Below are 12,897 nucleotides of genomic sequence, written 5' to 3' on the forward strand. Positions count from 1 at the left end.
ATCAAGAGGTGGCGCTAAAAAGCGTCCGTTTTATCACATGGTTGTTACCGATAGTCGCAAGAGACGCGATGGTAGTTATATTGAGCGCATTGGTTATTTTAATCCTGTAGCGCGTGGACAAGAGGTTCGGTTACACATTGATACTGAAAAATTAAGTCACTGGCAAAAAGTAGGTGCTCAGATGTCTGATCGTGTAAGCGCGCTGATAAAAGAATTTAACAAAAAAAATACTGCTGCTTAATTACGTGAGTCATCAGGAACATTGGGTGGTCATTGGTCGTTTTGGCCGAGCTCATGGTGTTAAAGGTTGTGTTACGGTTCACTCCTTTACGGAACCTCTTGATAATATTCTGAGGTATACGAATTGGCATGTGTTTATTAACAATAAATGGCAACCCATTAAGCTGTTATGTGCAAAAGTACAAAACAAATTCATAATAGCTGAAATTGACGGTTATTCAGAACGTGAACTAGTAGCTTCTCATCTGACTAATAGAGAAATTGCCGTTCAGCAGGAACAGCTTGAAGAACTAAAATCCGGTGAATATTACTGGCATCAGTTAATAGGTATGAGTGTGATTAATTTACAAGGTGATCCATTTGGTAAAGTTACTGAAATCATTCCTACAGGTTCCAATGATGTACTTGTAGTGAGAGGTGAAAGAAGACATTTAATTCCTTATGTGCCTGGTAAATTTATATTAGACATCGATAACGCGCAACAGCTCATTACTGTTGACTGGGATACGGACTTTTAAGTAATGCTTCATTTTGGAGTGATTACGTTAATACCTGAATTGTTTAATGCATTGGATTATGGCATTACGGGGCGCGCCATTGAGCAAGGGTTAGCTAAAATCGACCTTTGGAATCCGCGAGAATGGGCTTCCAGACCTTATAGGCAAGTTGACGATAAACCTTATGGTGGTGGACCAGGAATGGTCATGATGTATGAACCATTGCAAGCGGCAATTGAGCAAGCTCATAGCCAAATGCCAAGTCACTGCAAAACGATTTATCTTAGCCCACAAGGAAAGGCAATTCGCCAAAATGATTTGAATCAAGTAGTAAATGCTAAACAACCTTTGCTATTTATTGCAGGTAGATATGAGGGGATTGATGAGCGCATTCTTCACCATTATATAAATGAAGAATGGTCTCTTGGAGATTTTGTTTTAAGTGGAGGTGAGTTGGCCGCTATGGTGTTCATTGATGCGATTATTCGCTTGATACCAGGTAGCCTTGGACATCTGGGTTCTGCAGAGCAAGATTCATTTATGAATGGTTTGCTTGATTGTCCACATTATACTCGACCAGCAACGATTAACGGATTAGAGGTTCCTCAGGTTTTATTGAGTGGCAATCACAGAACTATAGCACTGTGGCGAAAAAAACAATCTCTTGGTAAAACTTGGCTTAAACGACCCGATTTACTTGAGAAAATAGAATTAAATGAAACAGACCAGCAACTCCTTGCTGAGTTTAAGTACGAACACGGTAATTCCTAATAAATAAGGAAAAACCAATTTGAGGAGTAATCCATGACTAATATTATTGACCAACTAAATGCTGAGCAAATGCAAGGTAAAGAAATTCCGGAGTTTAGCCCAGGTGATACTGTTCTAGTTCAAGTGAAAGTAATTGAAGGAACCCGTGAGCGTTTACAGGCTTTTGAAGGGATTGTAATTGCAAAGCGTAATCGTGGTTTAAATTCTGCATTTACAGTACGTAAAATTTCTCATAATGTAGGTGTCGAGCGTGTTTTCCAAACTTATAGTCCGATTGTTGATAGCATCACTGTAAAAAGACGTGGTGATGTGCGTCGCGCTAAACTTTATTATTTACGTAATTTAGCTGGACGTGCTGCACGTATCAAAGAAAAACTAACAAGCAAAAAAGCGGATTAATTAAAGTTTTCCTCTCTCACAAAGCTCTTGAGAGAGGTTCTCTTCATTATGAAACCTAGTTTAAACTTCAGGAGTCATTGCCGACTGAGAAACTGTTGTTTCATTGGGTATTAATACCGTTGTAAATAAACTGCTGCTCAAATTGAGAAAAACAAATGCCATACAAGCAAAAAATACAGGACTAATTGTCATAAGCAAAAAAGCATATTTTCCTGCTTGTAACGGATTTCCATCCAATTCATAAAGAGCATATAAACCCAAAATTTTTTCAATATCTTGACTTTTAAAACCATAATTTAACCATTCAAAAATCAGACAATCCATGAGTACATCAGAACCAAATTGCCTATTCGCTTCATGATATTTTTTCTCAACAAAAGCGCCACTCTAAATAACGAAGGTAATCCCCCTCATGAAGAGCAATGAGGTATGTAGCACTTGATGAAAACATAACTATCCTTGTTACAAACAACTGTTTTTCTAAGATTATTATCCTATACTTAAAAAAAATAAATATGCGGATGATGAGCGCAATGAAAAAGAAAGGATATATAACGCTGGCTTTATTTCTTTTACCACTTAATATAGCATTTGCCTATTGCGATTTAACCCATTTTCGTTGGGATTGTGAACTTCCTATGCAAGTTACACCTAAACCTGCTGCGCGATCTTTAGTTTATTGCAATCATTCTTATGGCTATATCACTAAAGAACAATATGACATTCTTGCGCGATACCAACGAGCTAGTATGAATATGGTTTTAAATATCAATGGAGAATATATAGACAGTCCTTGTATCGGAGCCGAAAGGTAGTAAAATTATCCGAATAATTCCTATAAGTATCTCTTCATGATTATTGAATTTGATGGCATTGCAATAGAACTATTAAGAAAGCCTGTTAAAAATATAAATTTACGCATTTACCCACCTGATGGATTAATAAAAGTAAGTGCGCCGCTTAAATTTAGCGAACGATTAATTCAGCAAACTCTTGAACGAAAAAAAACCTGGATTCTGGAACAGCGTGAACGCATTCGCAGTCGCTCTATCCATGAAAATCCAATGATTCAGACTGGAGTAACAATACCCTTTATGGGAAAAGATTATTTATTAATCATTGAAGAACACCATGGCCCAACCCACATTAAAATCAATGATACATTGCTTCACTGTTACCTTCAACCCAATTGCTCACAAGCTCAAAGAAGAGCAATTCTTGATAACTGGTATCGACAACAAATGACCTCCTTACTTCCTGATTTAATTCAACATTGGCAAGCTATTGTTGAGGTAAAGGTAGCTCAATGGGGAATAAAGAAAATGAAAACTCGTTGGGGTTCATGTAACACCAAGGTCGCGCGAATCTGGTTAAATCTAAATCTGATTAAAAAACCACAAAAATGTTTGGAGTATGTCCTTGTTCATGAATTAGTACACTTGCTAGAGGCGAGTCATAACAAACGATTTTATCAGCTAATGAGCACTTTCATGCCACAATGGCGCGACTATGAATATCTACTCGACGGACGTGTATTTCGATGAATCACGATCTCATTACTTACAATCTATGTACCCAAGGATTCTCGATTATCGATAATTTTCTGCAACAAAAACAATGCCAGGCATTACGCGCTACTGCTCAAGATCTTTATGATCAAGGTTTGTTTCGCAGCGCTAAAATCGGTCTAGGAGGATCACATAAAAATGAAGCCATTCGCAGCGATAAGATTTTATGGTTAGAAGAGAATGAAACGAATCCCCTAACACACTCTTTTTTAGCACAAGTAACCCACTTAGCACAGTTATTTAACCATTCCCTATTTTTGAGTTTAAACGAACTTGAAACTCATTTTGCTAACTATCAGCCTGGGACTTACTATAAAAAGCATATTGATCAATTTGCCACACAAAAAACCAGAAAAATATCTTTTGTTTATTATTTAAATAAAAATTGGCAAGAAGAATATGGAGGAGAATTAAAGCTCTATAATCAAGAGGAACAACTTATTCAAAGGGTTGTACCCCAAGAAAATCGTTTTATTTGCTTTAAAAGCGATCTACCTCATGAAGTATGTATTACTCATCAACCACGTTATAGTATTACTGGCTGGATGAAAACGCGCGCTTAATCACAGGTGTAATCTATTTAAAACTAAGTTTTATAATTTATTCTTCTATTCTCTAAGAGCTTAAAGCATTTTCGGAGCACAACTCTGATAATTTTCTCGCAACTTAAATTCCTACATCCTACAATGATAACATTACCCATAACTCTGTACCTTTAATCAGTTATGGACGGGGCGCAGGAATTGCTTTTTGATGCTCTTCTAGTTTATGGCAATTCCAAATGGCGCAGTACCCACAGAAATAGGGGTGCCTATCACCGTATTGGTAGCCCCATTAATGACAGAGACGCTATTACTACCAAGATTGGTCACATAGATTGTATTGGTTGTTGAATTATCCCACGTGGGTTGGCACCAACCGGGATGCTTCCAAACATCGCTCCCGTGTCTCCTTATTGTGAGCGGAAATAAAATCTGCTTAACAACAATAATTGTGTATAATAATATTTTTATTTTCAAAGTTTTCTATGCATGCTTTAAATATTAAACAATTATCAAAAACCTATGCTAATGGAGTACAGGCATTAAAAGATATTGATTTAACGATAAAAACCGGTGATTTTTTTGCCTTGCTTGGAGCTAATGGCGCAGGAAAATCCACTACCATTGGCTTAATAACAACACTACTTAATAAAACTTCAGGGAGTATCCACATTCATGGTTACGATCTTGAGAAGGAGCCGGAACAAGCAAAATCATGTTTAGGTCTAGTACCTCAGGAAATTAACCTTAATATATTTGAAAATTGCGAACAAATTTTGTTAAATCAAGCAGGCTATTATGGAATTTCACGTTCAAAGGCTCTTCCTCGCGCCCATTCACTACTAGAACAACTCGGTCTGTGGGAAAAACGATATTCCATCGTACGTCATTTATCGGGTGGAATGAAGCGCCGCTTAATGATTGCAAGAGCTTTAGTGCATCAACCTAAAGTTCTTATTCTTGACGAACCTACTGCAGGCGTCGATATTGAAATCAGACACAGTATGTGGGAATTTTTAAGGCGTACAAATGCTGAAGGCACCACGATTATTTTGACTACCCATTATTTGGAAGAAGCAGAACAATTATGTAAAAACATTGCCATTATTGATAAGGGACACATTATTAAAAACTCTTCAATGAAGGCATTGCTGCAAACATTGCATCATCAAACCTTTGTTTTTAATACAAAAAACGCTATTGATGCATTATCGGATCTGCCTTTCCCACACTCAACACTTATCGACTCGAATACATTTGAAGTACGGGTTGATAATAATTTAAGCTTAAATGAGGTTTTTACTACGCTTTCCAAAGAAGGAATTACTATCCACAGTATGCGTAATAAAACAAACCGTCTTGAAGAACTTTTTTTGGATTTGATAAAAAATGGCCATTAAACAACAAATTGTTGGATTATATACTCTGGTACGACGCGAAATGGTACGGATGTTTCGCATTGCAAGCCAGGTTTTTTTACCTCCAGTGATCACCACAACCCTTTATTTTTTGATTTTTGGTAGCTTAATTGGACCACGTATTGGTCTGATTCAAGGTGTAAGTTATCCCATGTTTATCGCGCCTGGGTTAATTATGATGTCTGTAATTGTGAACTCATACGGGAATGTATCTACCTCCTTATTTAGTGTACGTTTTCAAAAAAGTATTGAAGAAATGCTCATTAGCCCTATGCGTAATGGTGTTTTATTATTAGGCTACGTCTTGGGTGGAGTTGTACGAGGATTTATTGTTGCAGTGTTGGTTTTTATTATTACCTGTTTTTTCTTAACCATCGAATTAAATCATTTACCGTTAACCTTATTAGTGGTATTGCTGGTTGCTGCTGTATTTTCATTAGCTGGCTTTACTAATGCAATGATAGCTCGCAATTTTGATGACATTATGATTGTACCCACCTTTGTGCTCACCCCACTAACCTATTTAGGCGGTGTTTTTTACAGTACGAACATGTTGCCTGAAACATGGCAAAAAATATCCTGGTTAAATCCCATTTTATATATGGTTAATGCACTCAGACAGGCGATGATTGGACAAAGCGAAGTCAATTTCGGTTTGGCGCTGAGTATTATTTGTCTTATGTTGGTTTTATTAACCTTACTTAATTTAATTTTGTTAAAAAAAGGGGTGGGATTGCGTGAATAAAAATCTCGCGATCTCTTTATTGGTAGCAAGATCAATCAATAGGAGCCAAAAAAAACAACGATCATATCGCCCACATACTTATCAACAGTGCCTCGAAAACTAAAAATTATTTCTGTGATTGGTGTAAAAAATCGATTTAATAGTCGCTTAACGTCTGAAGCCACTAAGGTCTCACATATAAAAGAAGAATGGAACAATTAAATTTACGGATAAATTTTAAAAAACAGTTTACTTAGGCCTGAAACCCAAGGCGTTTAAGCGCTGTTTTATGGAGGGATGGGTATCAAAAGCACTGCTTAAAGACTTCACAGGATCAATATCTGAAGAATCAAAAAGATATGAGGCACGCCGCACCTGTTCATGAGGTGTATTACCATATTCTGCAGAATAATATTCTGCATGTTGCGCATGATCTGCATTAATTTTAACTAATGCTCGCGCTAAAGGTTCATTGTTACGCATCAACTCAACACAACCAGCATCTGCCATATATTCTCTGGTACGGCTTAAAAACAAAGTTAGTAACACCGTTAATAATGGCAGCACATAACGAAGTATCATAATAACCATTAATAATCGATTATCATCGCGTCGGTTATCACGCCTAAATAAGACCGAATAAAATAAAACATCAACCACAATTAAAAGAATATTGCTTAAAACCGCTACAGTTAAAGTCAATTTAATATCATAATGTCTGATGTGACTTAATTCATGAGCCATTACTGCTTGCAGTTCAGCCCTATCCAATTTATTAATTAAACCACGAGTAATTGCCACCATTGCCGATTTTTCGCTATAACCACTAGCAAAAGCATTCATGTAATCCGCTTCGATAATAAAAACTTTGGGTACATAGGATAAACCTGCAGCAACCGTCATCTCCTCTACGACATTATATAATTGTTGCTCTTGTACATTTTGAACAGTTTGCGGTGTAATCTCATGATACTCAGTACCCAATAACATGATACGGTCATAAAGAGAATAGGTAATCAGCAAAGATACCACTGCTAAACCAACCATAAGTAGTGTCGCATAAGGGATAACACGTAGATTAACCAAGGCATAAACATCTTGCTGCAAAGTACTCTGCGGATGCATTGTCTGTAAAACAAAAATATCCGCAAAAAAACCCACAGCAAAGTAAACAATAATAAATAATGCGATCACCATACGGGTCTTGCGCTGATTTTTCTTAATTTGCTCGCGCCAGTTGCCTGCACCTCCATGATAATCTACAAGACTCATAGTTTATACTCAAAATTTTACGGTGTAGTCTTCTTTGGCTTGAATTTGCTCTTCAGGAAGGCCCCAATACAAAAAGTCTTTATTTAAAGCAGAAGAATAAAAATTAACGATAATGGATTCAAAAAACGACTTTTTCTTCGCATTATAACGTTCAATTGCATCATTATAAGCCTGTTTAGAATAAGCTAATTTATTTTCCGTATTAACGATTTCCTCTTGTAATTGGATAACATTTTGATTTGCCTTTAATTCAGGATAACGTTCAAAAACTACATTAATGCCAGATGCGATTTGCGAAATTCCATTCTCAGCTGCCATACGTCCCTGTTCATCTCCCGCCGTCTTAGCTGCTTGTGCTTGATTTCGCAAAGCGACTACATCTTTCAATGTAGTTTGTTCGTAATCCATGTATTTTTTTACTGTGTCAATTAATGACTCGAATACTTTATAACGCCTATCCAATTGAATATCAATTTGTTTTTTATCATTATTAATTGTCTCAATTAATTGTATTAGCCTGTTATAAATACCAATAGCCCATAAAAATAAAAGCACTGCAATAACTAAAAGCGTAATTAGAAACGTACCCATTTTTTTATCCTATGCAAAATTTCTTATATGTAAGTTATAGCTCGAAAACCACTAAAAAAAAAGTTTAAAGGCGAATAAATATAGAATAATCGATCAAAAAATGGAGATTATAAACGTATTACCCTTCGTTGATACACGTTACATTTTCTTCAATAAAACTCACAACTGGGGTTTCAATAAGGGTTTTAAAAACTGTCCTGTATAAGAGTGCTCACACAGTGCTACTTGCTCAGGAGTTCCAGTGGCTATAATCAACCCGCCTTTACTGCCACCCTCAGGTCCCAAGTCAATAATCCAATCTGCTGTTTTAATCACATCCAAATTGTGTTCAATAATCACAATCGTATTGCCCTGATCACGTAAGCGAAATAGCACAGACAATAATTGTCGCGTATCATGGAAATGCAAGCCTGTTGTTGGTTCATCAAGAATATATAAAGTACTGCCCGTACCTCGTTTTGATAATTCACGTGCTAACTTAATTCTTTGTGCTTCACCACCTGAAAGGGTTGTCGAACTTTGTCCTAATTTGATATAAGACAATCCCACATCCATTAATGTTTGGCATTTTCTGGCCAACACAGGAATTGCTGCAAAAAAACCACAGGCATCTTCAACGGCCATATCTAAAACTTCATGTATATTCTTTCCTTTATATTGAATATCTAACGTTTCTCTATTGTAACGTTTACCCTGACATACATCACAGGCTACATAAATATCTGGCAAAAAGTGCATTTCTACTTTAATGAGCCCATCACCCTGACATGCTTCACATCGTCCCCCACGTACATTAAAACTAAAACGACCAGGTTGATAACCACGGGCGCGCGACTCGGGTGTTCCTGAAAATAATTCCCTAACGTGGGTAAATAAACCCGTATAAGTTGCTGGATTAGAACGCGGTGTACGACCGATGGGACTTTGATCAATATCAATCACCTTATCGCATTGATTGACACCTGAGATTTCTTCTACTGTGCCCGAGGTAAATAAGCTTGCTCTATTAAGCAGATTAGCAGCTATTGGATAAAGTGTATCGTTAATCAAACTGGATTTTCCTGAACCTGAAACCCCAGTAATGCATGTGATTATACCCAAGGGAATACTCACATTAACTTGTTGTAAATTATTACAGGTAATACCTTTTAGATGAATCATTTTTTCTGTATTGACCGGCAAACGTTGCTCAGGAATTACAATGGTTTGTTTGCCTGATAAATATTGTCCTGTCAAAGAATCAGGATTATCCATTACGTCATTGAGTGTTCCGCTCGCAACAATTGTACCCCCATGAACCCCCGCGCCAGGTCCTATATCCAAAATATAATCAGCATTACGAATCGCATCTTCATCGTGTTCAACCACAATAACGGTATTACCTTGATCACGTAAATGCATCAAAGTTTTTAATAAGCGATCATTATCACGCTGATGCAGTCCGATGGAGGGTTCGTCTAAAATGTACATCACCCCGACTAATCCAGAACCAATTTGACTGGCTAATCGAATACGTTGCGCTTCACCACCTGATAATGTTTCTGCACTACGCCCCAGGGAAAGATAATCTAAACCTACATTGACTAAAAAGCCTAAACGCTCGACAATTTCTTTATTAATTTTGGCAGCAATCTGACCTTTGTAACCAGTTAAGCGTAAATTTTTAAAAAATTCATACGATTTTTCTATAGAATAGGCAACAAGTTCCGGTAAGTTTTTATCATCAATAAACACATGACACGCTTCTTCTCGTAAACGAGCACCATGACAACTTTGACAAGGCCGTGACGATAAATATTTAGCAAGATCCTCACGTATCATACCAGAATCTGATTCATGATAACGCCTTTGCATATTAGGAATTATCCCTTCAAAAGCATGCCGCTTCATCATGTAGCCACCATTAGGCCGATGATAATAAAATTCAATAACTTCACGTCCACTACCGTATAAAACTATTTTTTTTATGTCTTCAGACAAATTACAAAAAGCAGTATCCGTATCAAAATCCTAGTGTCGAGCTAATGATTCCAGCATGGAATAATAATAAGAGGTTTTTTTATCCCAGCCGCGAATAGCTCCTTCCGCCAAGCTGGCTGTAGAATCATGGATCACCCGTTCAGGATCAAAAAATTGATCGACGCCTAATCCATCGCAAGTAGGACAAGCTCCGACAGGATTATTAAACGAAAAAAGACGTGGTTCTAACTCACTTAAACTGTAACCACATTCAGAACAGGCAAATTTGGAGGAAAACACCAGATCGGTAAATTTATTCTCCATTGACGCAACGATTACAATGCCTTCTGCCAAATTTAAGGCATTTTCAAAAGACTCACTCAAACGCTGCCCAATATCAGGCCTGACTTTAAAACGATCTACAACTACTTCAATCGTATGCTTGGTACGCAAACCTAATTTAGGTGGTGAATCAAGCTCATAAATTTCGCCATCAATACGAGCACGTACATAGCCTTTTGCTTGCAATTGTTGCAGCAAGTGCACTTGCTCTCCCTTACGTTCACGCACTACTGGAGCCAAAATCATTACTTTAGAGTCTTCAGACAAAGCTAAAACATGATCAACCATCTGACTCACGGTTTGCGCATGCAAACTCACATGATGTATTGGACAACGAGGTTCACCAACCCGTGCATACAGCAAACGCAAATAATCATGAATTTCAGTAATTGTTCCCACTGTAGAACGCGGATTATGTGAAGTCGCCTTTTGTTCAATTGAAATTGCCGGTGATAAACCTTCAATAGAATCAACATCCGGCTTTTCCATCATCGATAAAAATTGCCGCGCATAAGCAGATAATGATTCCACATAACGTCGCTGTCCCTCTGCATACAAGGTATCAAATGCTAAAGAAGATTTTCCAGATCCTGATAAACCGGTGATCACAATTAATTGATCACGAGGTAAATCTATATCGAGGTTTTTTAGATTGTGGGTTCTTGCTCCCCTAATACTGATAGTATGCATAAAATCGAATCGTTTAATTGTAAATACTCTGCCACATCATATCATGTCAGAAGTAGGTAATTTTTTAGTATAGTAGAATTATGACCGCAAATTTGCAAAAGGCATAGACTTTTTTGGCTTGATTCGTGAACTTCAACATACTCTGATATAATAACAAAAAAATTTTTAATGAGTGGGACCATACTGAGTTACCTACATTTTGCGCCTATCCGTAGAACGTAGAGACTAGTTTTTCCACAACTTGAGAGGTTACCAAGAATACACATAACTGATTAATTTAAAAGGATTTTAGAATGAAATTCTCTCATTTAGCTGCCATTCTGATTTTCTCTTCTGTGCTTCATGCCGCAAATCCACAGGAGGTAACAGAATGGACAAAAAATACCTTAATGACTACTTTATCAGTAGATTTTAATTACAATAGCATGGATGTAACAAAATACAGACAAGGATTTACTCCGTATGCATGGAATGCACTCAGCGGCTTTCTTGGTGTCTATCTGCAACAAATCCATGCGCAACAACTTATTCTCCACCCTAAGTTCCTTAAAACACCCACCATTGTAGACTCAGGAATTGCTTCTGGAATACAGTTTTGGCGTGTTAATGAAGAAATAGTGCTCCCAGAAATTAAGGTAAAAATTGCCTTTTCGTTAATCGTCATTGCCACCAACCCTACAGCAAATGGCTCTTATATTATTCAAAATATGAGCATGATTAAAGAGGAAAATTAATGAGTCATATGTTTCGTTTTAAATTATTTTTCTGGTATTTCCGTCATTTTAAAGTAGCTATGATTGGCTACTTAAAACCTCGTTTAATTAAACTAACTGCACAAGACATCGTTATTTGCTTACCATTAACACGACGCAGTAAGAATCATTTAAACTCCATGTATTTTGGGGCCCTCTCTGTTGGTGCTGATTTAGCTGCAGGCTTACATGGTTTTTATCACGCAGATCTTGCCCACTGTAAAGTTGCTCTAGTGTTTAAATCGTTTAGTGCACAATTTTTACGTCGTCCAGAAAAAGATGTTTATTTCGTCTGCAACGAGGGCGAAACAGTCAAGGCAATGATTCAGGAAACCAAAAAAACCAAAAAACGTATCAATAGACCAATTCATATCAACGCCTATACCGATTATCCAGAACAAACAAACAAGGTTGCAGAATTTATTTTAGAGCTTTCAGTGAAAATAACCTTTGTGCCTGACAAAAACTGGGAATAGAAAAGAAGAAATAGAATTAGGAAAATGTTTTTTCACAATAGAATGATAGGTACTACTCAAATCCATACAGACTACTTTCACTCGCTCTTTTCCGACTAGGGAAGCCAGATAACTGGAAAGGTCTGCTTCGCTTCGTCCCTTAACAATGTCAAAAATCTTATGCTTTTTAAGGTCGCAGAGCGTTGTGGCAAACCCCTGCTTCCGACTAAAAAAATGTTCATCGATACTGAGCACCACGGGACAGGGAGTATTCATAAGTTCTTTTGCTTGCTCCTGATAATGGCGATGATACCAACGCTCAATGGTGGCTTTTCCTTTTTTAAATTGTTGAGCAAGGTCTTTTTGAGAAATACCACGAGTATGGTCATGAAATACGGCTGCTTGTAAACGCCACGTCGAACACTGATGTTTATTTAATGCCAGGGAATTGCTGATTATCGTATCGCCTACATCTATTACAATAGAGCTTATATGCTTTGAAACGTAATAAAGTACGCCGATTACCAATTAACTCTTGAGCCACTGTTCGTATATAAGAGGATTTCTTACGCACTGCTTTGCTATGGCAATGGGCACAGCAAAGTAAGCGATGATACGAAATCTGAACTATGTTCTAGGTAGTGTTAAAAAATTAACATTTAATGTCGTTCACTCAT

14 protein-coding genes and 3 pseudogenes are annotated in these 12,897 nt (G+C 37.2%); 11 read left to right on the forward strand and 6 right to left on the reverse strand.

Going from position 1 to position 12,897, the window contains the following annotated elements:
- The 4 genes from rpsP to rplS all read left to right on the forward strand — a co-directional run.
- On the forward strand, positions 1–241 hold a 241-nt coding region (gene rpsP, locus WA877_RS05820), incomplete at its 5' end, for a 30S ribosomal protein S16 (RefSeq protein ID WP_425169990.1).
- A 4-nt stretch (positions 242–245) separates the two neighbouring features.
- Positions 246–758, forward strand: coding sequence for a ribosome maturation factor RimM (gene rimM, locus WA877_RS05825; RefSeq protein WP_425169991.1), 513 nt, complete (start codon positions 246–248; stop codon positions 756–758).
- Positions 759–761: 3 nt separating this feature from the next.
- Positions 762–1,508: a tRNA (guanosine(37)-N1)-methyltransferase TrmD gene (trmD, locus tag WA877_RS05830; RefSeq protein ID WP_425169992.1), complete on the forward strand. Its 747-nt coding sequence runs from the start codon at positions 762–764 to the stop codon at positions 1,506–1,508.
- Between the two features lie 33 nt (positions 1,509–1,541).
- On the forward strand, positions 1,542–1,907 hold the full coding sequence (gene rplS / locus WA877_RS05835) for a 50S ribosomal protein L19 (RefSeq protein WP_425169993.1): 366 nt from the start codon (positions 1,542–1,544) through the stop codon (positions 1,905–1,907).
- A gap of 60 nt (positions 1,908–1,967) precedes the next feature.
- Here the strand turns inward: rplS and WA877_RS05840 are convergent.
- Positions 1,968–2,276 (reverse strand): annotated as a pseudogene (locus WA877_RS05840) (hypothetical protein); the annotation flags it as partial.
- A gap of 164 nt (positions 2,277–2,440) precedes the next feature.
- On the opposite strand from WA877_RS05840, the gene WA877_RS05845 reads away from it, so the two are divergent.
- Genes WA877_RS05845 through WA877_RS05855 form a run of 3 tightly spaced genes read left to right on the forward strand, consistent with a single transcriptional unit; the run spans position 2,441 to position 4,038 of the window.
- Positions 2,441–2,722 (forward strand): hypothetical protein, encoded by a 282-nt coding sequence (locus tag WA877_RS05845; protein ID WP_425169994.1) that lies wholly within the window; start codon positions 2,441–2,443, stop codon positions 2,720–2,722.
- 36 nt (positions 2,723–2,758) lie between these two features.
- Positions 2,759–3,451, forward strand: a complete 693-nt coding sequence (locus tag WA877_RS05850; RefSeq protein WP_425169995.1) for a M48 family metallopeptidase — start codon at positions 2,759–2,761, stop codon at positions 3,449–3,451.
- Positions 3,448–4,038: a 2OG-Fe(II) oxygenase gene (locus tag WA877_RS05855; RefSeq protein ID WP_425169996.1), complete on the forward strand. Its 591-nt coding sequence runs from the start codon at positions 3,448–3,450 to the stop codon at positions 4,036–4,038. Before WA877_RS05850 ends, WA877_RS05855 begins: the two co-directional genes overlap by 4 nt.
- A 198-nt stretch (positions 4,039–4,236) precedes the next feature.
- On the opposite strand, the gene WA877_RS05860 is transcribed toward WA877_RS05855, so the two are convergent.
- Complete coding sequence (locus WA877_RS05860) at positions 4,237–4,347, reverse strand: hypothetical protein (protein ID WP_425169997.1); 111 nt, start codon at positions 4,345–4,347, stop codon at positions 4,237–4,239.
- A gap of 155 nt (positions 4,348–4,502) precedes the next feature.
- Between WA877_RS05860 and WA877_RS05865 the strand changes: the two genes are divergently transcribed.
- Together WA877_RS05865 and WA877_RS05870 are read left to right on the forward strand one after the other, a co-directional pair.
- The gene (locus WA877_RS05865) at positions 4,503–5,417 is read left to right on the forward strand and encodes an ABC transporter ATP-binding protein (protein WP_425169998.1); all 915 of its coding nucleotides are present in this window, start codon (positions 4,503–4,505) and stop codon (positions 5,415–5,417) included.
- Positions 5,407–6,180: an ABC transporter permease gene (locus tag WA877_RS05870; RefSeq protein WP_425169999.1), complete on the forward strand. Its 774-nt coding sequence runs from the start codon at positions 5,407–5,409 to the stop codon at positions 6,178–6,180. Before WA877_RS05865 ends, WA877_RS05870 begins: the two co-directional genes overlap by 11 nt.
- Positions 6,181–6,408: 228 nt before the next feature.
- Here WA877_RS05870 and htpX read toward each other — a convergent pair whose 3' ends face one another.
- From htpX to uvrA, 3 genes and pseudogenes are all read right to left on the reverse strand, one after another.
- Complete coding sequence (gene htpX, locus WA877_RS05875; RefSeq protein ID WP_425170000.1) at positions 6,409–7,431, reverse strand: zinc metalloprotease HtpX; 1,023 nt, start codon at positions 7,429–7,431, stop codon at positions 6,409–6,411.
- A 9-nt stretch (positions 7,432–7,440) separates the two neighbouring features.
- A complete protein-coding gene (locus tag WA877_RS05880; RefSeq protein ID WP_425170001.1) occupies positions 7,441–8,022 on the reverse strand; it encodes a LemA family protein in 582 nt (193 codons plus the stop codon).
- A gap of 159 nt (positions 8,023–8,181) precedes the next feature.
- Positions 8,182–11,013 (reverse strand): annotated as a pseudogene (gene uvrA, locus WA877_RS05885) (excinuclease ABC subunit UvrA).
- 293 nt (positions 11,014–11,306) lie between these two features.
- On the opposite strand from uvrA, the gene WA877_RS05890 reads away from it, so the two are divergent.
- Both WA877_RS05890 and WA877_RS05895 read left to right on the forward strand, forming a co-directional pair.
- Positions 11,307–11,747, forward strand: a complete 441-nt coding sequence (locus WA877_RS05890; protein WP_425170002.1) for a hypothetical protein — start codon at positions 11,307–11,309, stop codon at positions 11,745–11,747.
- Complete coding sequence (locus WA877_RS05895) at positions 11,747–12,241, forward strand: hypothetical protein (protein WP_425170003.1); 495 nt, start codon at positions 11,747–11,749, stop codon at positions 12,239–12,241. Before WA877_RS05890 ends, WA877_RS05895 begins: the two co-directional genes overlap by 1 nt.
- Positions 12,242–12,253: 12 nt before the next feature.
- On the opposite strand, the pseudogene WA877_RS05900 reads toward WA877_RS05895, so the two are convergent.
- Positions 12,254–12,839: pseudogene (locus WA877_RS05900) on the reverse strand (transposase); the annotation flags it as partial.
- Positions 12,840–12,897 lie beyond the last annotated feature (58 nt).

Source organism: Legionella sp. (genome assembly GCF_049790535.1).
Classification (GTDB): domain Bacteria; phylum Pseudomonadota; class Gammaproteobacteria; order Legionellales; family Legionellaceae; genus Legionella.

Excerpts from the sequence above, each read along its gene's own strand:
- trmD (WP_425169992.1), top strand. The coding sequence starts at position 762 with ATGCTTCATTTTGGAGTGATTACGTTAATACCTGAATTGTTTAATGCA.
- rplS (WP_425169993.1), top strand. The coding sequence starts at position 1,542 with ATGACTAATATTATTGACCAACTAAATGCTGAGCAAATGCAAGGTAAA.
- WA877_RS05845 (WP_425169994.1), top strand. The coding sequence starts at position 2,441 with ATGAAAAAGAAAGGATATATAACGCTGGCTTTATTTCTTTTACCACTT.
- WA877_RS05850 (WP_425169995.1), top strand. The coding sequence starts at position 2,759 with ATGATTATTGAATTTGATGGCATTGCAATAGAACTATTAAGAAAGCCT.
- WA877_RS05855 (WP_425169996.1), top strand. The coding sequence starts at position 3,448 with ATGAATCACGATCTCATTACTTACAATCTATGTACCCAAGGATTCTCG.
- WA877_RS05865 (WP_425169998.1), top strand. The coding sequence starts at position 4,503 with ATGCATGCTTTAAATATTAAACAATTATCAAAAACCTATGCTAATGGA.
- WA877_RS05870 (WP_425169999.1), top strand. The coding sequence starts at position 5,407 with ATGGCCATTAAACAACAAATTGTTGGATTATATACTCTGGTACGACGC.
- htpX (WP_425170000.1), bottom strand. The coding sequence starts at position 7,431 with ATGAGTCTTGTAGATTATCATGGAGGTGCAGGCAACTGGCGCGAGCAA.
- WA877_RS05880 (WP_425170001.1), bottom strand. The coding sequence starts at position 8,022 with ATGGGTACGTTTCTAATTACGCTTTTAGTTATTGCAGTGCTTTTATTT.
- WA877_RS05890 (WP_425170002.1), top strand. The coding sequence starts at position 11,307 with ATGAAATTCTCTCATTTAGCTGCCATTCTGATTTTCTCTTCTGTGCTT.
- WA877_RS05895 (WP_425170003.1), top strand. The coding sequence starts at position 11,747 with ATGAGTCATATGTTTCGTTTTAAATTATTTTTCTGGTATTTCCGTCAT.